The sequence below is a fragment of the Denitromonas iodatirespirans genome (assembly GCF_018524365.1).
GTDB lineage: Bacteria > Pseudomonadota > Gammaproteobacteria > Burkholderiales > Rhodocyclaceae > Nitrogeniibacter > Nitrogeniibacter iodatirespirans.
This window is the reverse complement of record NZ_JAEKFT010000028.1, coordinates 16,334-41,981: the sequence shown is the minus strand read 5'-3', so window position 1 is coordinate 41,981 and position 25,648 is coordinate 16,334. Positions and strand designations below refer to the sequence as shown.

Here is a 25,648-nt window from a genome sequence, read left to right as displayed (position 1 = left end):
CACGGCCATCACATCGCTCAGGGGGGCATCAGCATGGAGCACTGGCGCAAGGCACTCGAAGCGGTTCGCGGCGGGGAGTCGAAGTACAAGGTGCTCGTCGAGGCCATCTCCCGCGACATCGACAGCGGCGCGCTGGCCGAAGGCACGCGCCTGCCGCCGCAGCGCCAGGTCAGCCAGGCGCTGGGCATCAGCGTGCAGACCGTCACCAACGCCTACAAGGAACTGGAGCAGCACGGCCTGATCCGCTGCGAGGTCGGCCGCGGCAGTTTTGTCGCCCAGCGTGTCACCGAGAAGGTCGCCACCTACATGCTCGACCGGGCCGAGCGCGCGCTGATCGATTTCTCCATCGTGCGCATCGTGCACACCGCCGAGCACGGCCGCCTGTGGCGCAAGGCCTGCGCCGATCTGGCCACCCAGGTCGACCAGCCGTGGATGCGCGCCTACCGGCCGATCGCCGGCTTCGAATACCACCGGGCGGCCGGCGTCGAGTGGATGGCCACACTGGGCCACCATGCGGCGGTCGAAACCACGCTGATCACCAACGGCGCCTCGCATGCCGTCTTCCTGGCGCTGGCCTCGCTGGTCAGCCCCGGCGACGTGGTGCTGAGCGAGAACATCACCGACCACGGCGTGATCGGCATCGCCCAGGTGCTCGGCTTCACGCTCAAGGGGCTGGACACCGACGAATACGGCATCCACCCCGATCATTTCGAAGAGATGTGCGCCAGCGAGCGCATCACCGCGCTGGTCACCACCCCCAACCTGAACAACCCGACCTCGTCGATCATGCCCGATGCGCGCCGCCGCGCGATCGCCCGCATTGCCGACCGCTACGGCGTGTATGTGATCGAGGACGATGTCTTCGGCCCGCTTTTGTCCAAGCGCATACAACCGATCGCCAACCATCTCCCCGAGCTCGGTTTCTATGCCACCAGCTTCACCAAATCGGTGCTCACCGGCCTGCGCACCGGCTACCTGAGCATGCCCCGCAAGATGGCCCTGCGCGTCGAGAGCATCCTGCGTGTCAATTGCTGGATGGCCACGCCGCTGATGGCCGAAGTGGCCACCCGCTGGATCGCCGACGGCACTGCCAATCAGCTGATCGACATCCAGCGCGAACGCCTCGCGCGCCGCCACGCCATGGTGCTCGACGTGCTGGGCGACTACCTCCTCGGCAGCCATCCGGAATCTCTCTCGGCCTGGCTGCGCATTCCCGAGCACTGGCGGCTCGACAGCCTGGCGCAGCAACTGCGCAACAGCCATATCGCCGTCACCCTGCCCGACCCCTTCATGGTGCTCGGCACACCGCGGCCCGAGGCGATCCGCATCTGCCTCGGCGCCGAAGGCAGCGACGTGCGCATGCACACCGCGCTGTGGACCCTGCGCAGCGTGTTTCAGCAATATCCCCATGTCCACGCCACGCTCTGAGCGCCCCCTCGCGGCCCCGCCAAAGCCAATGTCCGCGGCAATGCACTAGGACAAAAGAAAGCGAAATTCCACGCCCTACACTTGATTGCCATGGCCCGAATCCTTTCTTTCAGGCCGGTGAATCGAAGAGGGCGGTATGTCGAATGTCATTTTGTTGAACGAAAAGGATCTGCGCGCCAGCATCACGCTGGACCTGGCGGCCATCGACTGCATCGAGCAGGCCTTTCGGATCCTCGCCACCGAAGAAGTCATCATGCCGCCGATCCTGCGTCTGGACATCCATGCGCACAACGGCGAAGTGGACGTCAAGACCGCCTACCTGCCGGGCCTCGACAGCTTCGCCATCAAGGTCAGCCCGGGCTTCTTCGACAACCCCAAACTCGGCCTGCCGAGCCTCAACGGCATGATGATGCTGTGGTCGGCGCGCACCGGCATCCTCGAAGCCCTGCTGCTCGACAACGGCTACCTCACCGCGGTGCGCACGGCCGCCGCCGGTGCCGTCGCCGCGCGCTGGCTGGTCCGCGAGGACGCGCATCGCGCCGCCATCATCGGCGCCGGCGAACAGGCCCGCCTGCAATTGACGGCGCTGACGCTGGTGCGCGACATCACGTCGGCCACCGTGTGGGCACCGCATGCCGACGCCGCACAACGCTTTGCCGACACCATGGGGCGCGAGCTGGGCATCGCCATCACGCCGTGCACCGACATCGATCGCGCCATGGCCGAGGCCGATGTCGCCATCACCACCACCCCGAGCCGCGAGCCGCTGATCCAGGCGCGCCACCTGCGCCCCGGCCTGCACATCACCGCCATGGGCTCGGACGCCGAGCACAAGAACGAGATCGCCCCCGACGCCCTGGCCGCCTGCACCTATGTGTGCGACCGGCTCGCCCAGGTCCGCGTGCTCGGCGAGCTGCATCACGCCATCGACGCCGGCACGATCGCTGCCGACGCCCAGCCGGCCGAGCTCGGCCAGGTGATCGCCGGGCAGCGCCCGGGCCGCTCGCATGCCGACGACGTCACCCTGTGCGACCTGACCGGCACCGGCGCCCAGGACACCGCCATCGCCAACTTCGCCTACACGCGCGCCACCGAACGCGGGCTGGGCGTGAGCTTCGAGGCCTGAGCCCCATGACGCACACCGCCCGCCTGCCCTTCGAGCGCGCCGAATACGACCGGCGCCTGGCCAAGACCCGCGCCGCCATGGCGCAGCGCGGCGTCGAGCTGCTGATCGTCACCGATCCGGCCAACATGAACTGGCTCACCGGCTATGACGGCTGGTCCTTCTATGTGCACCAGTGCGTGCTGGTCGCGCTCGAAGGCGAGCCGGTATGGTTCGGCCGCGGGCAGGACACCAACGGCGCCAAGCTCACCAGCTGGTTGTCTCGCGACAACATGATCGGCTACCCCGACCACTATGTGCAGTCGGTCGAGCGCCACCCGATGGACTACCTGTCCACCGAGGTCATCGCCGCGCGCGGCTGGCAGGCCAAGCGCATCGGCGTGGAGATGGACAACTACTACTTCAGCGCCGCCGCCTTCGCCTCGCTGCAAAAGCATCTGCCACAAGCCAGCTTCATCGACACCAACGGCCTGGTGAACTGGCAGCGCGCCGTCAAGTCGCCGCAGGAGATCGCCTACATGCGCATCGCCGCGCGCATCGTCGAGCAGATGCACGCGAAGATCGTCGAAGTGATCGAGCCGGGCATGCGCAAGAACGAGCTGGTGGCGCAAATCTATTCGACCGCGATTCTCGGCGCCGAGGGCCACGGCGGCGACTACCCCTCGATCGTGCCGATGCTGCCCACCGGCGCCGATGCCGCCGCCCCGCACCTGACCTGGGACGATTCGCCCATGCCGGCCGACTCGGGCACCTTCTTCGAGATCACCGGCTGCTACCGCCGCTATCACTGCCCGCAGTCGCGCACGGTGTATCTGGGCCGCCCGCCCAAGCATTTCATCGAGGCCGAAAAGGCCATCATCGAAGGCATCGAGGCCGGCCTCGCGGCGGCCAAACCGGGCAACACCTGCGAGCACATCGCCAATGCCTTCTTCGCCGTGCTCAAGCGCTATGGCATCGACAAGGCCAGCCGCTGCGGCTACCCCATCGGAGCGAGCTACCCGCCCGACTGGGGCGAGCGGACCATGAGCCTGCGCCACGGCGACACCACCGTGCTCCAGCCCGGCATGACCTTCCACTTCATGCCCGGCCTGTGGCAGGACGACTGGGGCCTGGAGATCACCGAAAGCATCCTCATCACCGACACCGGCGTCGAGCCCCTGTGCAACACGCCCCGCCAACTCTTCGTCAAGCCCTGATCGCCGGCGGACGAATCGAACAATACCGATCAAGGGAGACAAGCGAGATGACCCCCGACGTGAAACTGCCCTTCGAGCGCAGCGAATACGCCCAGCGCCTGGCCAAGACCCGCGCCGCCATGGCGAAAAAGGGTGTGGACCTGCTGATCGTCACCGACCCGGCCAACATGAACTGGCTCACCGGCTATGACGGCTGGTCCTTCTATGTGCACCAGTGCGTGCTGGTCGCGCTGGAGGGCGAGCCGCTGTGGTTCGGCCGCGGCATGGACGGCAACGGCGCGGCGCGCACCGCCTACATCGCGCCCGAGAACATCCTGCGCTACCCCGACCACTATGTGATGTCGACCGAGCGCCACCCGATGGACTACCTGTCCACCGAGGTGATCGCCGCGCGCGGCTGGCAGGCCAAGCGCATCGGCGTGGAGATGGACAACTACTACTTCAGCGCCGCCGCCTTCGCCTCGCTGCAAAAACATCTGCCGCAGGCCACCTTTGTCGACACCAACGGCTTGGTGAACTGGCAGCGCGCCGTCAAGTCGCCGCAGGAGATCGCCTACATGCGCATCGCCGCGCGCATCGTCGAGCAGATGCACGCGAAGATCGTCGAAGTGATCGAGCCGGGCATGCGCAAGAACGAACTGGTCGCGCAGATCTATTCGACCGCCATCCTCGGCGCTGAGGGCCACGGCGGCGACTACCCCTCGATCGTGCCGATGCTGCCCACCGGCGCCGATGCCGCTGCCCCGCACCTGACCTGGGACGACTCGCCCATGCCGGCCGACTCGGGCACCTTCTTCGAGATCACCGGCTGCTACCGCCGCTATCACTGCCCGCAGTCGCGCACGGTGTATCTGGGCCGCCCGCCCAAGCATTTCATCGAGGCCGAAAAAGCCATCATCGAAGGCATCGAGGCCGGCCTCGACGCGGCCAGGCCCGGCAACACCTGCGAGCACATCGCCAATGCCTTCTTCGCCGTGCTCAAGCGCTATGGCATCGACAAGAGCAGCCGCTGCGGCTACCCCATCGGCGCGAGCTACCCGCCCGACTGGGGCGAGCGGACCATGAGCCTGCGCCCCGGCGACACCACCGTGCTCCAGCCCGGCATGACCTTCCACTTCATGCCCGGCCTGTGGCAGGACGACTGGGGCCTGGAGATCACTGAAAGCATCCTCATCACCGACACCGGCGTCGAGCCCCTGTGCAACACGCCGCGCAAACTGTTCGTCAAGGAGTGAGTGTCATGAAACCCTCACCGATCAGCCCGACCGTCGACTTCGACCGCGACGGCGTCCAGCACGGCTTTCTCAAGCTGCCCTACTCGCGCGACGACGCGGCCTGGGGCGCGGTGATGATTCCGGTCACCGTGGTGCGCAACGGCAAGGGCCCCACCGCGCTGCTCACCGGCGCCAACCATGGCGACGAGTACGAAGGCGCGGTGGCGCTGCGCAAACTCACCAACAGCCTCACGCCGGAGCAGGTCAGCGGCTGCGTGATCATCGTGCCCTTTCTCAACTATCCGGCCTTTCGCGCCGGCACGCGCACCTCGCCGATCGACAAGGGCAACCTCAACCGCGCCTTTCCCGGCAAGCCGGACGGCACGGTGACCGAGAAGATCGCCGACTACATCCAGCGCCACCTGCTGCCGCGCGCCGACTATGTGCTCGACATCCACTCCGGCGGCAAGACGCTCGACTTCCTGCCCTTCGCGGCCATCCATGTGCTCGACGACAAGGCCCAGGAAGCGCGTTGCCAGGCGGCGATGGCGGCCTTCGGCGCGCCCTATTCGATGCACATGCTCGAGCTCGACAGCGTCGGCATGTTCGACACCGCGGCCGAAGAGGCGGGCAAGGTGTTCGTCTCCACCGAACTGGGCGGCGGCGGCACGGCCACCGCCAGGAGCATCGCCATCGCCGAGCGCGGCGTGCGCGACTTCCTGATCCATTGCGGCATCTGCCAGGGCGAGGTCTCGCCACGCCAGTCGATCAAGCTCGACATGCCCGATGGCGACTGCTACGTCGCCTCGACCCATGACGGCCTGCTGGAGATGTGCGTCGATCTGGGCGACACCGTAAGCACCGGCGATGTCGTCGGACGGGTCTATGACGTGACCCGTACCGGCAGCGCGCCGGTCGAGTATCGCGCCAGCCGCAGCGGCATCCTCGCGGCACGGCACTTTCCCGGACTCATCAGCGGCGGCGACACCCTCGCGGTAATTGCCGAGGTGGTCGGCTGAGGCCGATACGCCAACCCATTCAACACCGTCCAAACGGCACCGGCCGGGACACACTTCCGACCAAGGAGAAGCAGCAATGAACGACTACGACACCAACACCGGAACCGCCTCGGTCTGGGCCGGCGAGGAGCACCTGTTCGCCGAGAACGCCATCTGCGTGCCGGTCTACAACTCCGTCACCTTCGGCTACGACGACATGGAGGAATGGCACCAGGTCGGCATGGGCAAGAAGAAAGGCCACATCTACTCGCGCAACACCAACCCCACGGTGCGCCCGCTCGAAGAGAAGATCCGCCTGATGGACGGCGGCGAAGAAGCCACCAGCTTCTCCACCGGCATGGCAGCGATCAGCAACACGCTGTTCACCCTGCTCGGGCCGGGCGACCGCGTGGTGGCGATCAAGGATACCTATGGCGGCTCGAACAAGATCTTCATCAAGTTCCTGCCGCAGATGAAGGTCGACGTATGCATGGTCGACACCAGCGATTTCGACGCCATCGAGCGCGAGGTCAAGAAGGGCTGCAAGGTGCTCTACCTCGAGACGCCGACCAACCCCACGCTGAAGATCGTCGACATCGAGCGCCTCGCCAAGGTGGCCCACGACAACGGCGCCATCGTGGTGGTCGACAACACCTTCGCCACGCCGATCAACCAGCGCCCGATCAGCCTCGGTGCCGACGTCGTGGTGTATAGCGCCACCAAGTACCTCAACGGCCACTCGGACGTGATGGGCGGCCTGGCCGTCGGCAAGAAGGCGCTGATCGACCAGATCTTCCACTACCGCGAGATCACCGGCGCCACCCTGCACCCGCAGTCGGCCTACATGATCCTGCGCGGCATGAAGACGCTTGAGCTGCGCATCGCGCGCCACAACGAAAACGCCATGAAGGTCGCCACCTTCCTGTCGCAGCACCCCAAGGTCGACCAGGTCTTCTACCCCGGCCTGGAAACGCATTTGAACCACGCCATCGCGAAAAAGCAGATGCGCGGCTTCGGCGGCATGCTGAGCTTCTCGCTCAAGGGCGGCTTCCCCAGCGTGGTGACCGTGCTGGAGAACCTCAAGTACGCCCACAAGGCCGCCAGCCTCGGCTCGGTCGGCACCCTCGTCGGCCCGCCGCGCACCACCAGCCATGTCGAGCTGACCGAGCAGGAACGCGCCAACGCCGGCATCCCCGAGAGCCTCATCCGCTACTCGGCCGGCATCGAGAACGGCGACGACCTGGTGGCCGATCTGGAGCAAGCGCTGGCCAAGATCTGATCCGCCTTCCGATCCATTCCGTCACCCCTGCCCCGCCCGTGTGGCGTGGCAGGGGCAGGAGCCCGCATGAGTGAACTGCAGGAAGTCAAAGTCCCCGACATCGGCGATTACGCCGATGTGCCGGTGATCGAACTGTTCGTCAAGGTCGGCGACACCATCGCGGTCGATGACGCCATCGTCACGCTCGAATCCGACAAGGCCACCATGGACGTACCCTCCGAGGTCGCCGGCGTGGTCAAGGAAGTCAAGGTCGCCCTGGGCGACCGCGTGGCCGAGGGCAGCGTGCTGATCGTGGTCGAGGCGGCTGGCGCCGCCGTGAGGGGTAAAGAGGTATTGGCAAGTGGAAAACCCGAGGCCGCCGCCCCGGCCCCCATCACCCATCACCCATCACCAATATCCGCCGCTGCCTACGGCGGCGGCAGCGACATCGAGTGCGACATGCTGGTGCTCGGCGCCGGCCCGGGCGGCTACTCGGCCGCCTTCCGCGCCGCCGACCTCGGCCTCAAGACCGTCATCGTCGAGCGCTACGCCACCTTCGGCGGTGTGTGCCTGAACGTCGGCTGCATCCCCTCCAAGGCGCTGCTGCATGTGGCTGCGGTGATGGACGAGGCCCAGCACATGGGCACGGCCGGCATCCGCTTCGCCAAGCCCACGGTCGACATCGATGCGCTGCGCAAGCACAAGGCCGGCGTGGTCGGCAAGCTCACCGGCGGTCTGGCCGGCATGGCCAAAGGCCGCAAGGTTGACATGGTGCGCGGCTACGGCCACTTCCTCGACCCGAATCATGTCGAGGTCGAAGTCACCACCGGCGACGGCCAGGACAAGACCGGCGAGAAGAAGGTCATCCGCTTCAAGCAGTGCATCATCGCCGCCGGTTCGGCGGCGGTGCATCTGCCCTTCATCCCGAAAGATCCGCGCATCGTCGATTCAACCGGCGCGCTGGAACTGCGTCAGCTGCCGGCCAAGATGCTGGTCATCGGCGGCGGCATCATCGGTCTGGAAATGGCCACGGTGTACTCCTCGCTCGGCACACGCATCGACGTGGTCGAGATGATGGACGTGCTCATGGCCGGCCCGGACCGCGATGCGGTCAAGGTGTGGGAGAAGCAGAACGCCCACCGCTTCGACAAGATCATGCTCAAGACCAAGACCACCGCCGTTGAGGCGAAGGACGACGGTCTTTACGTGAGCTTCGAAGGCGATGGCGCCCCGGCCGAACCGGTCAAGTACAACATGATTCTTCAGTCCGCAGGCCGCGCGCCCAACGGCAAGAAGGTCGGAGCCGACAAGGCCGGCGTGATCGTCACCGATCGCGGCTTCATCCCGGTCGACGCGCAGATGCGCACCAACGTGCCGCACATCTTCGCCATCGGCGACGTCGTCGGCCAGCCCATGCTGGCGCACAAGGCGGTGCATGAAGCCCACGTGGCCGCAGAAGTCGCTGCCGGCGAAAAGTCTGCCTTCGACGCCACTGTCATTCCGGGCGTGGCCTACACGCACCCCGAAGTGGCTTGGGTCGGCTACACCGAGGCGCAAGCCAAGCTTGAGGGCAAGAAGGTCGAAACCGCCAAGTTCCCTTGGGCCGCCAGCGGCCGAGCCATTGCCAACGGCGCAGACTACGGCTTTACCAAGCTGATCTTTGATGCGGAAACCCACCGCGTCATCGGCGGCACCATCGTCGGCCCGTCCGCGGGCGACATGATCGGCGAGGTCTGCCTCGCCATCGAGATGGGTGCAGATGCCGTCGATATCGGCAAAACCATTCACCCCCACCCCACACTGGGAGAAACCGTAGGGATGGCCGCAGAAGTCGCCCACGGCAGTTGCACCGACGTGCCACCGGCACGGAAGAAGAAGTAAGCAACAACGGCGCCGCCTCGACCGGGGCGGCACCAAAGAGAAACGGCGACCGCGAGGTCGCCGTTTCTCGTTCGCGGGCACTGGTGGATTCGCCCGGATGCAGGCCGCAGGCTGGAATCCGGGATGGCGGCTGATCCACCCCTGCCCCGGATTCCGCTGCGCTGCATCCGGGCTACGCCCCGGCCATCGCCCACTCAGGCCAGTTCGATCGGCAGCGCCGTTTTGTACTTGACCTGCTTGAGCGTCATGCTCGAGCGGATGTTCGACACGTGCGGGATGCGCGCCAGCCGGTCGACGATGAAGCTTTGCAGGGCTTTCAGATCGGGCGCCACCACCCGCAAGAGGTAGTCCGAGTCGCCGGTCATGAGGTAGCACTCCATGACTTCTGGGTAGCTGTCGATGGTTTCTTCGAACACGCGCAGCGCGCTGCCGACCTGCTTCTCCAGGCTCACCTGGATGAACATCGAGATGTCCAGCCCGACCGCTTCGGGGTCGAGCAGGGTCACGTAGCCGCGGATCACGCCCGAGGTTTCCAGGTCGCGCACCCGGCGCAGGCAGGGCGCGGGCGACAGGTGGGCGCTCTCGGCCAGCGCCACGTTGGTGATGCGGGCATCGGTCTGCAGGCGGTTGAGCAGTGCGATATCCGTCTGATCCATCGCTGCAGCGTTTTTTTTGTTGCGCAATGCGTGATCCAGAAGTGATTTTATTGCTCATTCAAGCACTTCTTCAGCCCATTTAGCAACAAATCAACCGCACTCTGACGCTACAGTTTGCAGTGCGCCCGGCGGTGCGACGGCCAGGCGCGCCGGCCGTGGGCGCCTCCGTCCAAAAAATCGATCCCAGTGAACTAGGACAATCGATTCACTGGATCAGCACATTAGACTGAATCGCAACCTGCCACCCCCATCACCGCGTCTTGCCTCACCACGCGTGCGGTCTATTCAAGGAGCCCGAGGGCCATGACACAGATTTCGCAACAGCCCATTTTCAATCCGGCCACCGACAGCGATCCGGACGAAACCCTCGACTGGCTCGACAGCCTGGCCGAAGTCATCGAGCGCGACGGGCTGGCGCGCAGCGAATACCTGCTCGACCGGCTGATCGAATCGGGCCGGCGCGCCGGCGGGCGCTTCCATACCCGCCACACCACGCCTTACCGCAACACCATCGGCGTCGAGGCGCAGCCGCCCTACCCCGGCGACCTCGACATCGAGGCGCGCATCACCGCCATCCACCGCTGGAACGCGCTGGCCATGGTGTCGCGCGCCAACAAGGCGCATGCCGAGCTGGGCGGCCACATTGCCACCTACGCGTCGATTGCCGACCTGTTCGAGGTGGGCTTCAACCACTTCTTCCGCGGCGCCACCGAATCGCATCCGGGCGATCTGGTGTATTTCCAGGCGCATGCCTCGCCGGGCGTGTATGCCCGCGCCTTTCTCGAAGGGCGGCTGTCGGAAGATAGGCTCGAGCACTTCCGCCGCGAGGTGTCCGGCGGCATCGGCCGCGGCCTGTCGTCCTACCCGCACCCGACGCTGATGCCGGATTTCTGGCAGTTCCCCACCGGCTCGATGGGCCTCGGGCTGATCAGCGCCATCTACCAGGCACGCTTCCAGCGCTACATGGAAAACCGCGGCATCGGCGCGGCGAGCGACCGCCGCGTGTGGGCCTTTGTCGGCGATGGCGAAATGGACGAGCCCGAATCGCTGGCCGGCATCTCGCTCGCCGCCCGCGAGCAGCTCGACAACATGGTGCTGGTGGTCAACTGCAACCTGCAGCGCCTCGACGGCCCGGTGCGCGGCAACGGCAATGTGGTGCAGGAGCTGGAGACGCTCTTCGCCGGCGCCGGCTGGAACGTCATCAAGTGCCTGTGGGGCAGCAACTGGGACGTGCTCTTCGCACGCGACCGCGAAGGCTGGATCCTGCGCCGCATGGCCGAAGCCGTGGACGGCGAGTTCCAGAAACTGGCGGCCACCGACGGGCACTACAACCGAGAGCACTTCTTCTCGCGCTACCCCGAGCTGGCGGCGCTGGTGGCCAACATGTCGGACCAGGACATCGACCAACTCATGCGCGGCGGCCATGATCCGGCCAAGATCCATGCCGCCTACGCCGCGGCCATGGCGCATCGCGGCCAGCCGACGGTGATTCTCGCGCAGACCACCAAGGGCTACGGCATGGGCGCCTCGGGCCAGGGCGCCAACACCTCGCACCAGACCAAGAAGCTGGCGCGCGAAGACCTCGGCCGCTTCCGCGAGCGCTTCGGGCTGCCGCTGTCGGACACCGACCTCGACGAGCTGCGCTACTTCCACCCCGGCCCGGACAGCGACGAGGTGCGCTACCTGCAGGAGCGCCGCGCCGCGCTCGGCGGCTACGTGCCGACCCGGCGCAGCACGGCGCGCCCGGTGCCGCTCAAGCAGCCGGACATCTACGTGCCCTTCCATGCCGACTCCGGCGACCGCTCGATCTCCACCACCATGGGCGCCGTGCGCCTGCTCAACAAGCTGATGCGCGACAGCCAGCTCGGCCCGCGCATCGTGCCGGTGGTGGCCGACGAGGCGCGCACCTTCGGCATGCAGGACATGTTCCGCCAATACGGCATCTACTCGCCCTGGGGCCAGAACTACACCCCGCAGGACAGCGAACAGCTGGCCTTCTACCGCGAGGACGTCAAGGGCCAGATCCTCGAGGAGGGCATCACCGAGGCCGGCTCGATGGCCTCGTGGATCGCCGCCGGCACCGCCTACTCGCACAGCGACGAGCCGATGCTGCCCTTCTACATCTTCTACTCGATGTTCGGCTTCCAGCGCGTTGCCGACCTGATCTGGAACGCCGCCGACAGCCAGGCGCGCGGCTTCCTGCTCGGCGCCACCGCCGGGCGCACCACGCTGTCGGGCGAGGGCCTGCAGCACGAGGACGGCCAGAGCCACATCTACGCGGCCACCATCCCCACCTGCCGCGCCTACGACCCGGCCTTCGGCTACGAAATGGCGGTGATCGTCGAAGACGGCGTGCGCGCAATGATGGTCGATGGCGAAACCGCCTTCTACTACATCACGCTGTACAACGAGAACTACCCGCAGCCGGCCATGCCGGTGGGCGCCGAAGAAGGCATCCGCCGCGGCCTCTACCTGCTCGGCGCGAGCAAGGACAAGAAAGCGCCGCGCGTGCAGCTGGTGGGCAGCGGCAGCATCCTGCGCCAGGTGCAGGCCGCCGCCGCGCGCCTGGAGGCCGACTTCGGCGTGGCCGCCGATGTGTGGAGCGCCACCAGCTTCTCCGAGCTGCGCAAGGACGGCCTGGCCTGCGACCGCTGGAACCTGCTGCACCCGACCGAGACCCCGCGCACCCCGTGGGTGACCCAGCAGCTGTCGAGCCGCCAGGGCCCGGTGGTGGCCGCCACCGACTTCATGCGCAGCTACCCCGACCTGGTGCGCAACTGGGTGCCCGGCCGCTTCACCGTGCTCGGCACCGACGGCTTCGGCCGCTCGGACACCCGCGTGGCGCTGCGCGATTTCTTCGAGGTCGATGAACGCTACATCACCCTCGCCGCGCTCCAGAGCCTGGTGGCCGAGGGTAGCCTGCCGCGCGAGACGCTCGACGGCCTGATCGAGAAACTGGGCATCGACGCCGACAAGCCGAGCCCGCTGGCCTGATCCCACATTGACGCGGGCACGGGAGTGCATCCCCGTGCCCGCCGCCCCACTCCGTTCGAGGTAGAGACATGAGCCGACTGATTGATGTGAATGTGCCGGACATCGGCGACTACAACGATGTGCCGGTGATCGAGCTGCTGGTGCAGGTCGGCGACACCGTCGCCGCCGACGACGCCATCGTCACGCTCGAATCCGACAAAGCCACCATGGACGTGCCCAGCCCACAGGCCGGCGTCGTGCGCGAGCTGCTGGTCAAGGTCGGCGATCGCGTGTCCGAAGGCAGCGCCCTGGCGCGCATCGAAGCCGCCGATACGGCCGGCGCCACCGCGGCCCCCGAGCCGGCCCCGGCGCCCGCCCCCACCGCACCGGCACCCGCGCCTGCCGCAGCCGCCCCGGCCCCCGCCACCGTGGTGCCACCCCCGGCCGCGCCCGAAGCCGTCTCCGCCCCGCCCGCCTCGGGCAAGCGCACCCACGCCAGCCCCTCGGTGCGCCACTATGCGCGCGAACACGGCGTCGATCTGGCCGGCGTGAGCGCCAGCGGACGCAACGGGCGCATCACCCGCGAGGACGTCACCGCGCACATCAAGGCCGCCATGAAGGGCGGCGCCACGCCGGGCAAGGCCGCCCAGGCCGCGCCAGGCACGCTGCTCGACCTGCTGCCCTGGCCCAAGGTCGACTTCGCCAAGTTCGGCCCCATCGACACCCAGCCGCTGTCGCGCATCAAAAAGATCTCCGGCGCCAACCTGTCGCGCAACTCGGTGGTGATCCCGCATGTCACCAACTTCGACGAGGCCGACATCACCGATCTGGAGGCCTTCCGCCAGCAGATCAACACCGAAAACGCCAAGAATACGGAAGCCGCCAAGCTCACCCTGCTCGCCTTCCTGATCAAGGCCAGCGTCGCCGCGCTGAAGAAATTCCCCGAGTTCAACGCCAGCCTCGACGGCGACAACCTCGTCCTCAAGCAGTACTTCCACATCGCCTTTGCCGCCGACACGCCCAACGGGCTGGTGGTGCCGGTGATCCGCGATGCCAACCAGAAAGGCATCTACGCCATCGCCGCCGAAGCCGGCGCGCTGGCCAAGAAGGCGCGCGACGGCAAACTCGGCCCGGCCGACATGAGCGGCGGCTGCTTCACCGTGTCGAGCCTCGGCGGCGTCGGCGGCACCGGCTTCACGCCCATCATCAACGCCCCCGAAGTGGCCATCCTCGGCGTCACCCGCGCGCAGATGAAACCGGTGTGGGACGGCAAGGCCTTCATCCCCCGCCTGATCCTGCCGCTGTGCCTGAGTTGGGACCACCGCGTCATCGACGGCGTGATGGCTGCGCGCTTTTTGGTCTATCTGCAGCAGATCCTCGGCGACTTCCGCCGCATCGGGCTGGAACACGGCTGACACCGCCGAAGTGCCCCAAAACACACAGGCCCCGATTTGGGGCCTGTGGTTTTTTACTGCGGCAGATCAGAACAAGCGCCCACGCAGGACAGCGGTCTTTCAGTAGGCAAGAGGGTGTCTACTTGGGTGCGGGGCGACTCACGGCGCGCGTGCCAACAAAGCCTTTCTTGGAGAACAATGCGAGCGCAGCGCCCATCAGGTTCTTGGGGCGACATTGGTTTGCGATAGCGTCACAAATTTTTGACGACGCTTTTGTTCAACGTGTTGACGGGAAGACACAGGGCTGCGGTCAAGAGCGCCAGGCTCATATGACATAGATAGACTGCATCGAAATCCGCTCGTTGCAAGCCGGCACCGCCCAGCAACAGCACGGTGAGGGCGACCCCCATGACCGAGCCGATCTGCCGTATCGCCTGATTGATGGCGCTGCCTACCGCGTAATGGTCTGAGGGCAAGTGGCTGACCGCAGCACCCGACAGCGAAGGCAACACCATGCCCACGCCAATGCCACTGAATAGCATGCCCGGCAGCCATTGCGTCAGATACGCGGGCTCGGTGCCGGGCACCCGCAAAAACCACAATGCACTGGCCGCGTAGATCAGGCACCCCACGATCAACAAGGGGCGGTGACCGTACCGACTCGCCAATCGACCCGATAGAGCAGCCACCGGAACCACCAGCAGCGGCCCGGGTGCCATTGCCAGCCCGGCCAGTGGCAGCGAATAGTGCCAGATCGAATTCATGTAGAAAAAGAAGGCGAAGAACATCATCGCGAACGCGATGCCGAAGCTCAAGGTTGCGAGATTGACGTAGCGGTAGGTGGCGTTGCGAAACAGACCCAAGTCGACCAAGGGCGCCGTGGCAACCCGGGCCCAGGCGACAAATCCGATGATGCTCGCCAATCCGACCCCGGCAATGCCCTGCAGCTCATCGCGCGACCAGGCCGGTGATTCCGCCTGCACAATGGACAGCGCCAAGGCGCCGATGCCGACGATCAGCAAGCCCATCCCCACCAGGTCCAGCGGGCGCCCCCGGGTTGGCTGCCTTGATTCGCTCAGCAGCGCTGCGCCACGCCAAATGGCGAGCATGCCCAAGGGCACATTCAGGTAGAACGCCCATTGCCACCCGAGCGAGGCGATCACGAACGCGCCCAGGCTGGGGCCTACCGCGGCAGCCAGACCGCCGACCGCGCCCCATAGGCTGACCGCGACGGCACGTTTGTTGGTTGGGAACGCGGCCAGCACGAGCGAGAGCGATGCCGGCGTCAGCAATGCCGCGCCTAGGGCCTGCAGCACTCTTGCCGCGACCAGCCACTCGACGCTCACCGCCAGACCACAGGCGACGGAGGCCGCCAGAAACAGCCCAACGCCAACGAGAAACACGCGCTTGCGCCCGTGCTTGTCTGCCAAGCCGCCAGCCGGAATCAGCATCGCGGCATAGACCACGGTGTAGGCATTGAGCACCCACGAGAGGTCTGCCGCCGTCGCCTGCGGGAAACCGGCCCGCAAGGCGCTGAAGGCGGCGAACAGCATGGTGCCGTCCATGGAGACCAGAAACACCGCGATGCTGGCCACCCAGAACACCGGCCATGGTGAGGCGGCGCTGGGCGGCATGCTTGGCAAAGCCTGTGCCATGGTGGTCGGCGAGGACATGACGGTGCTTGCTTCAGGCGAGCCCAAACGTCTTCCTCAGGCCCTTCTCGACCGGGCCGGCAGGCATGAAGCGACGCAACTTGGCCAGAAGAGAGGCCTCGCCTTTGGGCGTATGGCGCATCTTCCATGCGCCCAGGCTCGCACCGACAATCGCGGCGGCGACGCCTTCGGGCTGGGGCGCTTTCCGGACATTGTTCTGGATCGCCTGGGAGACGACGCCGAGTTCCTTGTCGTAGTCGGCGATTCGGGAAACGGTCTGGGGTGCGTTGAGATCCAAGTTAGTCTTGGTAAATGAGGGTTCGACCAGCGCCACGCGGATGCCGAATTGGCGCACCTCGTGATCCAGGGTTTCGGAAAGCCCCTCAACAGCGTGCTTCGATGCCGAATAGAGCGCCATGTAAGGCGCAGGCAGGAAGCCCAGCACCGAGCTGACGTTGACGATGCGACCGGAACGCTGCTCGCGCATGTGCGGCAGCACGGCCTTGATCGTGCGCAGGAGGCCGAAGAGGTTGGTGTCGAACAGCGCTTCAGCTTCGGCAATCGACGTCTCCTCCGTCGCGCCCAGCAGGGTCACGCCCGCGCTGTTGACCAGCACGTCGATACGCTGGGCTTGAGCGATGACGCTCTGGATGCCGCGCGCAATCGACGCTTCGTCCCGGATATCCATCTCAATGAGTGCAACGCCGGGTATGGCCTGGGCTTTTTCCGCATTGCGCACGGTGCCGAATACCCGGCAACCCTGCTGGGCGAACTTGGTGGCGGTGGCGCGCCCGATGCCCGATGACACGCCGGTAATGACGACAACTTTGGAATTCGACATGGCAGTTCCTTTCTGTATGGAGGGGTTGGGAGAACGGCAGATCAGCGCTATGCCACCGCCGGCCTGATCTTGAACCAGATGGAATACATGGCCGGCAGGAACACGAGCGTCAGGATCGTCCCGGCGAAGGTGCCGCCGATCAGGGTGTAGGCCAGCGTTCCCCAGAACACCGAGTGGGTGAGCGGGATGAACGCCAGGATGGCGGCGAGCGCGGTCAGGATGACCGGGCGGGCACGCTGGACGGTGGCCTCGACCACGGCATCGAAGGGCGCCAGCCCGGCCTTCTCGTTGTCGCGGATCTGGCCGATCAGAATCAGCGTGTTGCGCATCACGATGCCGAATAGCGCGATACGGTCGAATCGTCTTTCGAAAGCGTCCGGGCACCGAATGTGAAGAGAGTGATCATCACAAGTTCGATGATGATCGGCTGTGCGATGCCTTCCGGTACGCCGGCCAGAGCGAGGCCGAGGAAGCGACCAATAACGGCGATGCCGTAGAGCCAGGTGCCAACCCAGAGCCACGAAGGACGTCCGGCGAAAAGCGCGAGACCAGCAGCAAGAGCACTGGCAAGAAAGAAAGCACCAAAATCGCCTCGGATCGAGCTCAGGCCAATCGGCGACAAGGCGCCAACCCCCAAAGCCATCTCGAGCTGTTCAGGCGAAAAATATGACACAAGGCCCATCGCCAGTGAAAAGAGACCCGCCAGAGCAACCCCAATACGTGCAAACCAAATCATCGCTTTCTCCAATTTCTTTCGTTCATGTTGACCACCACGTTGTCCCACTGTCGGCTTATTCACCAGTTACAGTCGAAAATGGGCAAGCTCGATTTCTCGTCGTAATACTGGCGACACGCCGGCAATCCGCTGCGCGGCCGGCGCGCCGATTCCTTCTGCTAGGCTTCGACGGATTCAACTCGCATCGCGGGAGCGGATTGCCCGTCCCTCGCCGCCGGCCTGATCTTGAACCAGATGGAATACATGGCCGGCAGGAACACGAGCGTCAGGATCGTCCCGGCGAAGGTGCCGCCGATCAGGGTGTAGGCCAGCGTTCCCCAGAACACCGAGTGGGTGAGCGGGATGAACGCCAGGATGGCGGCGAGCGCGGTCAGGATGACCGGGCGCGCGCGCTGCACGGTAGCCTCGACCACGGCATCGAAGGGCGCCAGCCCGTCCTTCTCGTTGTCGCGGATCTGGCCGATCAGGATCAGCGTGTTACGCATCAGGATGCCGGACAGCGCGATCAGGCCGACCAACGCGTTGATGCCGAACGGCTGCCCGAACATCAGCAGCGTGGGCACGACCCCGATGAGGCCCAGCGGCGCGGTGGCGAACACCATCAGCATCGCGGCGATCGAGCGTACCTGGAAGATGATGGTGATCAGCGTCAGCGCGATCATGATCGGGAACAATGGCGCCAGGGCGCGATTGGCCTTGCCGGATTCCTCGATGGAGCCGGCCATTTCGATCCGGTAGCCGGCCGGCAATTTGGCGACGATGGGCTGCAGGTCCTTCCACACGGCGGTGGAGACATCCGGCGGCTGCAGGTCTTCGGCGATATCGCCGCGCACGGTGATGGTCGGCGTGCGGTCGCGACGGCGCAGGATCGGGTCTTCCATGCGCACCTCGACCTTGCCGACCTGCGACAGCGGAATCTTTTGACCGGCGGCGCCGACCAGGGTGAAGTCGCCAATCCGGCTCGGATCGAGGCGCGTGTTGCCGGCCGAACGGGCGGTGACCTGCACCGAACGGATGTCCTCGCGCATATCGGTGATCGGGATGCCGCTGAGCAGGAACTGCAACTGCTGGGCCACATCGGTGGAACTCAGGCCGATGCGCTGCAGGCGATCCTGGTCAAGCGAGAAGTGCAGCGTCGGCACGCGCTCGCCCCAGTCGGTATTGACCGTCCGCATCTGGGGATTGGCCTGCATCACGGCACGCACCTCGGCCGCGATCTCGCGCAGCCTGTCCGGGTCCGGCCCCATGACGCGGAAGGCCACCGGAAACGGCGACGGCGGGCCGAACACGATCTGCGTCACGCGCACCCGCGCCTCGGGCGCCAGGCCGTCGGCCACCGCCTGGCGTAGCCTGAACTTGAGCGCTTCGCGTTCCTGGTCGTTGCCCGCCAGCACCACGATCTTGGCGAACGAAGGATCAGGCAATTCAGGCGACATCGCCAGGAAGAAGCGCGGCGCGCCCTGGCCGATGTAGGCGGTCACGATCCGGGCCTCCTCCTGCTGCGCCAGCCAGGCTTCGACCTTCGCCGTAGCGGCACTGGTTTGATCGATCGAGGTGCCGTACGGCATCTGCACCTCGACCAGCACTTCCGGCCGGTCCGAGGTCGGGAAGAACTGTTTGTTGACCACGCCCATGCCCAGGATGGCGACCACGAAGGCGCCGATCACACCGGCCGCGACCAGCCATTTGCGCCGGATCACCCCGCCCAGCAGCCGGCGGAAGCGCTCGTAGTTCGGCGTGGCGTAGAGGGCTCCGTGCCCGCCCTCGTGCGGCTTGTAGTTCGGCAGCAGTTTCACGCCCAGGTAGGGCGTGAACACCACGGCAACGATCCACGAGGCGATCAGGGCGATGCCGACGATCCAGAACATGTTGCTGGTGTACTCGCCAGCGGTCGACTTGGCGAAGCCGTTGGGCATGAAGCCGATCGCGGTCACCAGGGTGCCGGCCAGCATCGGCGCGGCGGTGTGGCTCCAGGCGTAGGCCGCGGCGCGAATCCGGTCGTACCCTTCCTCCATCTTCACGACCATCATCTCGATGGCGATGATGGCGTCGTCGACCAGCAGGCCCAGCGCCAGGATCAAGGAACCCAGCGTGATCCGGTCGAAGTTCTTGCCGGTGGCCGCCATGACGATGAAGACCGCCGCCAGGGTCAGCGGCACCGCGGCCGACACCACGATGCCGGCGCGCCAGCCCATGCTGAGAAAGCCGACCAGCATGACCACGCCGAGGGCGACGAAGAACTTGACCATGAACTCATCGACCGCCGAGTGGATATTGACCGACTGGTCCGTGACCTTCGAGAGGCTCATGCCGAGCGGCATCTCGGCGTTGATCTTCACCGCTTCCGCCTCCAGCGCCGTGCCCAGATCGAGCCCGTTCCACCCCTCGCGCATGACCACGCCGAGCAGCAGGGTCGGCTCGCCGTTGTTGCGAATCAGGAAGGTGGCCGGGTCCTCGTAGCCGCGCTTCACCTCGGCGACGTCGCCGAGCTTCAGCGTGCGGCCGCGCGCCGCGACCGGCGTATTGCGGATCGCCTCCAGGTCGTCGATGGCGCCATCAAGGCGGATAAAAACCTGCGGGCCCTTGGCTTCGATCGAACCGGCGGGCGTCATCACGTTGCGGCTGTTGAGCGCAGCAAAGAGCTCGCGCGGGGACACGCCCAGCGTCGCCAGGCGGTCATGGGAGAACTCGACGAAGATCCGTTCGGCCTGCTCGCCGATGATGTTCACCTTTTTGACACCCGGCACATGCAGCAAGCGCTGGCGCAGGGTCTCCGCGTCGCGCACCAGCTTGCGATGCGGCTCGCCCTTGGCTTTCACGGCATACAGGGCAAAGGTCACGTCGGCGTATTCGTCATTCACGATCGGCCCGATGACGCCTCGCGGCAACTTGGGCGCCTCGTCGCCGAGCTTCTTGCGCGCTTGGTAGAACTGATCGGGGACATCGGCGGGCGGCGTGCTGTCGAGCAGGTACACGGTGCTGAAGGCCAGGCCCGGTCGCGTAAAGGTCTCGGTTCGGTCGTACCAGCGCAGTTCCTGCATGCGCTTTTCGAGCGGCTCGGCGACCAGTTCTTCCATCTCCTTGGCCGTGGCTCCGGGCCAGGCGGTGACCACGGTCATCTGCTTGATGGTGAAGGCGGGGTCTTCCGCCCGGCCCAGGGTCAGGAAGGCCACGACACCAGCGACAAAGATCGCCAGCATCAGGAACAGGGTGACCGCGCGCTCGCGTACGGCGAGGGCGGAGAGGTTCAATGCGCTCATTGAGAGGCCCCCACGCTCGCAACACCGGCTCGCTGCCCCCCAAGGGGGCTGGCGCTTACTTGGGGCGGCCCGGCGTGCGCTTGGTCGGCCCCCACGCTCGCAACACCGGCGGCCACCGCCATCTTCTGCACCGTTTCGTCCCCGGCGACTCGCACCTGCTCGCCTTCGCGCAGCAGATGCGCGCCGAGCGCGACGACGCGATCGCCCGCCGCCAGGCCGCCGACGATCCGCGCAGAATCTTCACCGAGGCCGGCCAGTTGCACTGCACGCCAGGTGACCTTGACGCCCCCGGCGCCCTCGCCTTCGAGCAGCCAGACACCAGGCCCCTTGCCCGGATCGAAGATCGCGCCGATCGGCACCTGCAGCGTCGGGGCGGCGCGGCCATTCGAAATCTCGATGGAGACCGTCGAGCCCAGCGGCGCATCGGCCAGGCGGCCCGCCAGAACGTAGCGCGCCTCGAAGGTACGCGTCTGCGGATCGGCGGCATCCGACAACTGGCGCAGTTTCGCCGCGCCCGTCAGCCCGTTGCCATACAGCGTCGCACGGCCCACGGAGCCGACCGCCGGGCGCAGGGTTTCGGGAAGCTCGACCACCGCTTCGCGCTGCCCGGCATGCGCAACACGCACAACGGCTTGGCCGGCAGCGACGACCTGACCCGGCTCGGCCAGGGTGTCCACCACCACGCCATCCGAGTTGGCAAGCAGCACGGCGTAGCCCATTTCGTTGTGGGCCACGTCGGCCTGAGCCTGGGCCGCCTTGAGCTCCGCTCGGGCCGAATCGGCGGCCGCCTTGATCTTGTCGTAGGCCGAGGCCGACACCGAGCCGGTGGCGACGAGGTCGCGATAGCGCGCTTCGTCTTCGGCGGTCTGGTGCGCACGCGCCGTGGCGGCGACAACGGCCTGGTCATGGGCGCGGGTGGCGAGCCGCAAGTCGGTGGGGTCGATACGCATCAGCGGCTGGCCGCGCTTGACGGCCTGTCCGGTATCGACCAGGCGCTCCTGAATCTTGCCCGGAACACGGAAACCGAGATCGCTCTGCACCCGCGCCGCGACGACGCCGGTAAAGGCGCGCTCGGTCTGGGCGGCAGTGGCCACTGACGCAACCCGTACGAGAGGCGTCTCGGTCCGCGGATCGACTGAAGACGTGGCGTCGCTACATGCCGCAAGAACCAAGGGCAGCAGACCGGCGACGGCGAGGAAGGAAATTGTGCGGCGCTTGAACATGGTGACCTCCGATAACGCGAAGGCCTCCATCTTGTACCTAGTGACCAATACTGTCAATAGTCACCAAAAAGATTGTTGCGCCGCTATGGCGCCAGGCTGCGCAGCACCAAGCTGGAAAGTTGCGCCGGCGCCTCCTCGGCGTGGTCGAGGTTGTACTGGAGCAGCAGCGGATTCACATAGGGGTGCATGACGAGATAGATGACATGCACCGTCTCGTCCAGCGGTGTCTTGCGCTCGAACTCGCCAAATTCGCGCCCTTCGCGGACGATCTCCGTCAGGAACTGCCGGATGTGTTCGGCGTAGGCGCGGACAGACGGCCATTTTTCGCCGGCGCCACGCGCGGCGATGTCGTGCAGCTTGCGATCATTGAAGACCAGGCTCACGCTCGTCGCTACCAGCGCCTTGAATAATTGGCGGATTTTTTCAGTCGGCGTTGTGGCACCGGCCACCGCCTCATCAGCCGCCGCGATGATCTTGCTCAGGCACTGGGCGCAGATGGCCTCGCCGATCGCCTGTTTGGAGTCGAAGAACTTGTAGATATAGGCCTTGGAAAAGCCAATCGCCTTGGCCAGGTCAGAGACCGTGGTCTTGTCGTAGCCGTAGCGGCTGAAGTGTTCATCGGCCGCCGCGACGATCTGATCGCGAACGTTGTGGTCGGCAGGGCCGCGGGACTGGGGGGAGGAAGATTCGATTTCGTTCATGGAAAAAACTCTACCTCGTAATTTATCGCTTGACAACCAGTGACCATTTTGGACTATAGTCACACCAAATGATCCAACCCCGAAGGACTGCCATGTTTGCCCATCCCCACTTTCTCGCCCTTGCTCTGAGCGTCAGCGTCTTGACGGGCTGCGCCGTCGGGCCCGACTACCGGCAGCCCGAGATCGCGCTGTCGCCCAGCTTCCTTGGGCAGGCGGGCGTCGAGCAACGTCAGGTTCAAGGCAAGGCAGACCTCCAGCGCTGGTGGGCCGCCTTCGATGATCCGCAACTGGCGCACTTCGTTTCCTTGGCCCTCGAACAGAACCTGGACATCGCACAAGCGGCGGCTCGCGTCGCCCAGGCGCGCGCATCGCTGCGCTTTGCCGATGCGGCGCTGTTGCCGGCGGGCAACGCGAGTATAAGCGCTGCGCGCGCCTACCAATCGGTCGAGACCCCGCTGGGGCAGGTGCTCGACGCCAACCCCGGCTTCGATCGCAGCGGCAGCGCCTACGAGGCCAATCTCGGTGCGAGCTGGGAGATCGATGTGTTCGGCGGCCTGCGGCGCGGACGCGAGGCCGCACGTGCCGAGTATGAAGCCTCCGAGGCCGGCGCGGTGGCGACGCGCCTGGCCGTGGCGGCGCAGACGGCGGACGTGTACGTGACGATCCGCGGCCTGCAGGCGCGCATCGCCATCGCCACCCGGCAGGTGGAGACCCGCCGCCGGCTGCTGGACATGGTCCGGCGCCAGTACGAAAAAGGGATCGCCGCCGAACTCCAGATGAACCAGGCCGAGGGCTCGCTCACCCAGGCCGAGGCACAGATCCCGGTGCTGCAAACCGGCCTCGATGCGGCCATGAACGCGCTGGACGTGCTCCTCGGCATGCAGCCGGGCACCACCCGCACGGAACTCGCCGCGGCGGCGCCGATTCCGGTCGCGCCCGGCTTGGCCGAGACCGGCACCCCGGCCGACATGATCCGGCGCCGGCCCGACCTGATCGTCGCCGAACGGCGCCTGGCGGCGGCCCATGCGCGCATCGGCGTGGCAATGTCGGAGTACTACCCCAAGTTCTCGCTCGCCGCCCTGCTGGGCAGCGCGACCACCATCGCCAGCGGCAATCTCTTCAGCGGGGCCGCCAGCCAGGCCCAGGGCGTGTTCGGGCTGCGCTGGCGCCTGTTCGACTTCGGCCGCGTCGACGCCCAGATCGCCGCCGCCCGCGGCCAGGAGGCCGAAACCCTGGCGGCCTGGCGCCTGGCGGTGTTGCGGGCGACCGAGGATGTCGAGAACGCCTTTTCGGCCCTCGTCAAACGCGAAGCCCAGGTCGACATCCTGACACGGGGTGAAGCGTCGCTTGCCCGCGCACGCGAAAACTCGTTTTCCGCCTACCAGGGCGGCATCGTCAGCCTGATCGAGGTGCTCGATGCCGACGGCAGGCTGCTGCAGGCGCGCGACGCCAAGGCGCAGGCGCAGACCGAGGCGGCACGCGCCGCCATCGCCTCCTTCCGGGCGCTGGGCGGGGGATGGGATGCGCCGCAAGCAGAAGCCATGGCAGCCAAATAAGCGGGGGATCGCAAGCATGAAAGCAAGCACATCATTGTTGGCCGTACTCTGCATGGCCAGCACGGTATTGTTCGGTTGCACCTCCATGAGCACCGGCGAATACAGCGCGGTTTGGAACAAGGCAGATCCCCCACGGACCTTGCCGTTGAGCAACGGGTTTTCCATCCGTTATCTACAGACCGGAGAGGGGCCGCCCCTGGTCCTCTTGCACACGATTCGAACGCAGCTCGACTATTTCGAGAAACTGGTGCCCGTGCTCAAGAAGCACTATCAGGTCTTCGCCCTGGATTTGCCCGGGCACGGTCAATCCACCATTTTGCCGGTCGAATACACCGAAAAGCTGTTCCGCGATTCCGTCGCCGAATTCATCACGCGGCTGGATCTGCACGACGTGACCCTGGCCGGCGAGTCCATCGGAGGTGCGCTGGCGCTGACGGTATCCAGTGAATTGCCGAACCGCGTCAGCCATGCCATAGCGCTGAATCCCTACGACTACGGCGACCGTTTCGGTGGCGGCATACGCAACAGCCGGAGCGGCTGGATCATCGGCCTGTTCGATGTGTTCGGCGCCTATACCATCGAGCCCGAATTCCTGCTGAACACCGTCCTGAAAGGCGGATCTCAGAACCCGGACTATCTGCAACCGGAGTTGCTGCACGAGTTCTACCGTACCGGCCTGCGTCCGGGCTACCGGCGTGTGGAATATTCAGTGTTCAAGAACTGGCAGAGCTGGATCGAAGCCCGCCAAGTCTATCCGCGTATCGCGACGCCGGTCACGCTCGTCTACTCGGACAACGACTGGTCGAGCCCGGAAGACCGGGAGCAGACCCGCCGCGCGCTGCGCAATCCTGAGGTTCTGACCATTCGCGACGCTGGGCATTTCGGATCACTGGATCAGCCCGACGAAGTCGTCAACATCATTCTTTCGCGCGGTGCGAAACCCGCCAGGAACTAACGGCATAGGGCTGTCGGCTCGCCCGCTGGCCGACCAGGGCATGCAGGACTTCGCCCGTGCGGGCAAAGCGCTGCATCACGCACTCGACGCGGTGACGACGCTGTGACCTGGGCGACGCCGCGCTGCCTCCACAGGCCTTTTTTGTCGCGTACCACGAACGGATGACACGCGTTACCGGTCGGGCGAAGCCAGACGCTACCGTCCGCCAACTGTTTCACCTCAACAGGAGACTCATCATGAAACCGATCCTGGCGTTGTCCGGCATCGCCCTCATTCTTTCCGCCCACGGCGCACTGGCGGATTCCGCTCGCCCGCTGGACCCCCACGCGCAAGCGCGGCAGCTGATATTGAGTACCACCCCGCATCCGGCGGTCATTCGTAGCACGACGGCGAGCGCGGCGCAGGTGCCTACCGATCCGCAGGAACTCGCGCGCCAGCGAATTCTCGCCTCGACCGAAACGCACGCCACGCTCAGCCCCGCACCGGAATCGCAGCCAACGATCGACCCGCTGGAGCGTGCCCGCCGCACCATTCTCGGAAACCGTGGCTAAACCGGAGTCACTCGTTCAACACCATGGTGTGCGGTCGAGCCCGGCGTGTCTG

20 protein-coding genes are annotated in these 25,648 nt (G+C 66.0%); 12 read left to right on the top strand and 8 right to left on the bottom strand.

Translation table 11 applies throughout. The annotated features are described in order from the left end of the window. The first annotated feature begins 33 nt into the window (after positions 1–33). The 7 genes from ehuR (at position 34) to lpdA (ending at position 9,098) form a co-directional block, all read left to right on the top strand. The gene (gene ehuR / locus I8J34_RS19465; protein WP_214363302.1) at positions 34–1,428 is read left to right on the top strand and encodes a MocR-like ectoine utilization transcription factor EhuR; all 1,395 of its coding nucleotides are present in this window, start codon (positions 34–36) and stop codon (positions 1,426–1,428) included. 136 nt (positions 1,429–1,564) lie between these two features. Further along, positions 1,565–2,554 carry a cyclodeaminase gene (locus I8J34_RS19460; protein ID WP_214363301.1) on the top strand — a complete coding sequence of 330 codons (990 nt, stop codon included), beginning with the start codon at positions 1,565–1,567 and terminating at the stop codon, positions 2,552–2,554. Positions 2,555–2,559: 5 nt separating this feature from the next. Further along, positions 2,560–3,747, top strand: coding sequence for an ectoine hydrolase DoeA (doeA, locus tag I8J34_RS19455; protein ID WP_214363300.1), 1,188 nt, complete (start codon positions 2,560–2,562; stop codon positions 3,745–3,747). Positions 3,748–3,794: 47 nt separating this feature from the next. Further along, a complete protein-coding gene (doeA, locus tag I8J34_RS19450) occupies positions 3,795–4,982 on the top strand; it encodes an ectoine hydrolase DoeA (RefSeq protein ID WP_214363299.1) in 1,188 nt (395 codons plus the stop codon). 5 nt (positions 4,983–4,987) lie between these two features. Then, positions 4,988–5,980 carry a N(2)-acetyl-L-2,4-diaminobutanoate deacetylase DoeB gene (gene doeB, locus I8J34_RS19445; protein ID WP_214363298.1) on the top strand — a complete coding sequence of 331 codons (993 nt, stop codon included), beginning with the start codon at positions 4,988–4,990 and terminating at the stop codon, positions 5,978–5,980. 76 nt (positions 5,981–6,056) lie between these two features. Next, complete coding sequence (locus tag I8J34_RS19440) at positions 6,057–7,238, top strand: cystathionine gamma-synthase family protein (RefSeq protein ID WP_214363297.1); 1,182 nt, start codon at positions 6,057–6,059, stop codon at positions 7,236–7,238. A 66-nt stretch (positions 7,239–7,304) separates the two neighbouring features. Further along, positions 7,305–9,098 (top strand): dihydrolipoyl dehydrogenase, encoded by a 1,794-nt coding sequence (lpdA, locus tag I8J34_RS19435; protein WP_214363296.1) that lies wholly within the window; start codon positions 7,305–7,307, stop codon positions 9,096–9,098. Between the two features lie 194 nt (positions 9,099–9,292). On the opposite strand, the gene I8J34_RS19430 is transcribed toward lpdA, so the two are convergent. Further along, entirely contained in the window at positions 9,293–9,754 is a 462-nt protein-coding gene (locus I8J34_RS19430; protein WP_214363295.1) for an Lrp/AsnC family transcriptional regulator, read from the bottom strand. A 303-nt stretch (positions 9,755–10,057) separates the two neighbouring features. Here I8J34_RS19430 and aceE point away from each other — a divergent pair, with 303 nt between their 5' ends. Continuing rightward, entirely contained in the window at positions 10,058–12,748 is a 2,691-nt protein-coding gene (gene aceE, locus I8J34_RS19425) for a pyruvate dehydrogenase (acetyl-transferring), homodimeric type (protein ID WP_214363294.1), read from the top strand. A gap of 68 nt (positions 12,749–12,816) precedes the next feature. After that, the gene (aceF, locus tag I8J34_RS19420) at positions 12,817–14,142 is read left to right on the top strand and encodes a dihydrolipoyllysine-residue acetyltransferase (protein ID WP_214363293.1); all 1,326 of its coding nucleotides are present in this window, start codon (positions 12,817–12,819) and stop codon (positions 14,140–14,142) included. 230 nt (positions 14,143–14,372) lie between these two features. Here the strand turns inward: aceF and I8J34_RS24710 are convergent, their stop codons facing one another. From I8J34_RS24710 to I8J34_RS19385, 7 genes are all read right to left on the bottom strand, one after another. Beyond that, entirely contained in the window at positions 14,373–15,794 is a 1,422-nt protein-coding gene (locus tag I8J34_RS24710; RefSeq protein ID WP_230411921.1) for a DHA2 family efflux MFS transporter permease subunit, read from the bottom strand. Positions 15,795–15,807: 13 nt separating this feature from the next. Continuing rightward, a complete protein-coding gene (locus tag I8J34_RS19410; RefSeq protein WP_214363292.1) occupies positions 15,808–16,614 on the bottom strand; it encodes an oxidoreductase in 807 nt (268 codons plus the stop codon). 47 nt (positions 16,615–16,661) lie between these two features. After that, the gene (locus I8J34_RS19405; protein WP_214363291.1) at positions 16,662–16,943 is read right to left on the bottom strand and encodes an efflux RND transporter permease subunit; all 282 of its coding nucleotides are present in this window, start codon (positions 16,941–16,943) and stop codon (positions 16,662–16,664) included. After that, positions 16,943–17,413, bottom strand: a complete 471-nt coding sequence (locus tag I8J34_RS19400) for a hypothetical protein (protein ID WP_214363290.1) — start codon at positions 17,411–17,413, stop codon at positions 16,943–16,945. Before I8J34_RS19400 ends, I8J34_RS19405 begins: the two co-directional genes overlap by 1 nt. A 95-nt stretch (positions 17,414–17,508) precedes the next feature. Further along, positions 17,509–20,610, bottom strand: a complete 3,102-nt coding sequence (locus I8J34_RS19395) for an efflux RND transporter permease subunit (RefSeq protein ID WP_214363289.1) — start codon at positions 20,608–20,610, stop codon at positions 17,509–17,511. Beyond that, positions 20,607–21,833 carry an efflux RND transporter periplasmic adaptor subunit gene (locus I8J34_RS19390; protein ID WP_230411920.1) on the bottom strand — a complete coding sequence of 409 codons (1,227 nt, stop codon included), beginning with the start codon at positions 21,831–21,833 and terminating at the stop codon, positions 20,607–20,609. The genes I8J34_RS19395 and I8J34_RS19390 overlap by 4 nt, the downstream gene beginning before the upstream one ends. A gap of 83 nt (positions 21,834–21,916) precedes the next feature. Further along, positions 21,917–22,534: a TetR/AcrR family transcriptional regulator gene (locus tag I8J34_RS19385; protein WP_214363287.1), complete on the bottom strand. Its 618-nt coding sequence runs from the start codon at positions 22,532–22,534 to the stop codon at positions 21,917–21,919. A 92-nt stretch (positions 22,535–22,626) separates the two neighbouring features. On the opposite strand from I8J34_RS19385, the gene I8J34_RS19380 reads away from it, so the two are divergent. The 3 genes from I8J34_RS19380 to I8J34_RS19370 all read left to right on the top strand — a co-directional run bounded on the left by I8J34_RS19380 (position 22,627) and on the right by I8J34_RS19370 (position 25,596). Then, entirely contained in the window at positions 22,627–24,090 is a 1,464-nt protein-coding gene (locus I8J34_RS19380; RefSeq protein WP_214363286.1) for an efflux transporter outer membrane subunit, read from the top strand. 85 nt (positions 24,091–24,175) lie between these two features. Continuing rightward, positions 24,176–25,045: an alpha/beta fold hydrolase gene (locus tag I8J34_RS19375; RefSeq protein ID WP_214363285.1), complete on the top strand. Its 870-nt coding sequence runs from the start codon at positions 24,176–24,178 to the stop codon at positions 25,043–25,045. Positions 25,046–25,281: 236 nt separating this feature from the next. After that, entirely contained in the window at positions 25,282–25,596 is a 315-nt protein-coding gene (locus I8J34_RS19370; RefSeq protein ID WP_214363284.1) for a hypothetical protein, read from the top strand. The last annotated feature ends 52 nt before the right edge of the window (positions 25,597–25,648 follow it).

Bases quoted from the DNA above. Each gene is read 5' to 3' on its own strand.
- I8J34_RS19430 (WP_214363295.1), bottom strand. From the start codon at position 9,754: ATGGATCAGACGGATATCGCACTGCTCAACCGCCTGCAGACCGATGCC.
- I8J34_RS19405 (WP_214363291.1), bottom strand. From the start codon at position 16,943: ATGCGCAACACGCTGATTCTGATCGGCCAGATCCGCGACAACGAGAAG.
- ehuR (WP_214363302.1), top strand. From the start codon at position 34: ATGGAGCACTGGCGCAAGGCACTCGAAGCGGTTCGCGGCGGGGAGTCG.
- I8J34_RS19395 (WP_214363289.1), bottom strand. From the start codon at position 20,610: ATGAGCGCATTGAACCTCTCCGCCCTCGCCGTACGCGAGCGCGCGGTC.
- lpdA (WP_214363296.1), top strand. From the start codon at position 7,305: ATGAGTGAACTGCAGGAAGTCAAAGTCCCCGACATCGGCGATTACGCC.
- aceF (WP_214363293.1), top strand. From the start codon at position 12,817: ATGAGCCGACTGATTGATGTGAATGTGCCGGACATCGGCGACTACAAC.
- I8J34_RS24710 (WP_230411921.1), bottom strand. From the start codon at position 15,794: ATGTCCTCGCCGACCACCATGGCACAGGCTTTGCCAAGCATGCCGCCC.
- doeA (WP_214363299.1), top strand. From the start codon at position 3,795: ATGACCCCCGACGTGAAACTGCCCTTCGAGCGCAGCGAATACGCCCAG.
- I8J34_RS19440 (WP_214363297.1), top strand. From the start codon at position 6,057: ATGAACGACTACGACACCAACACCGGAACCGCCTCGGTCTGGGCCGGC.
- doeA (WP_214363300.1), top strand. From the start codon at position 2,560: ATGACGCACACCGCCCGCCTGCCCTTCGAGCGCGCCGAATACGACCGG.
- I8J34_RS19410 (WP_214363292.1), bottom strand. From the start codon at position 16,614: ATGTCGAATTCCAAAGTTGTCGTCATTACCGGCGTGTCATCGGGCATC.
- I8J34_RS19375 (WP_214363285.1), top strand. From the start codon at position 24,176: ATGAGCACCGGCGAATACAGCGCGGTTTGGAACAAGGCAGATCCCCCA.
- I8J34_RS19370 (WP_214363284.1), top strand. From the start codon at position 25,282: ATGAAACCGATCCTGGCGTTGTCCGGCATCGCCCTCATTCTTTCCGCC.
- I8J34_RS19385 (WP_214363287.1), bottom strand. From the start codon at position 22,534: ATGAACGAAATCGAATCTTCCTCCCCCCAGTCCCGCGGCCCTGCCGAC.
- I8J34_RS19390 (WP_230411920.1), bottom strand. From the start codon at position 21,833: ATGTTCAAGCGCCGCACAATTTCCTTCCTCGCCGTCGCCGGTCTGCTG.
- aceE (WP_214363294.1), top strand. From the start codon at position 10,058: ATGACACAGATTTCGCAACAGCCCATTTTCAATCCGGCCACCGACAGC.
- I8J34_RS19380 (WP_214363286.1), top strand. From the start codon at position 22,627: ATGTTTGCCCATCCCCACTTTCTCGCCCTTGCTCTGAGCGTCAGCGTC.
- I8J34_RS19460 (WP_214363301.1), top strand. From the start codon at position 1,565: ATGTCGAATGTCATTTTGTTGAACGAAAAGGATCTGCGCGCCAGCATC.
- doeB (WP_214363298.1), top strand. From the start codon at position 4,988: ATGAAACCCTCACCGATCAGCCCGACCGTCGACTTCGACCGCGACGGC.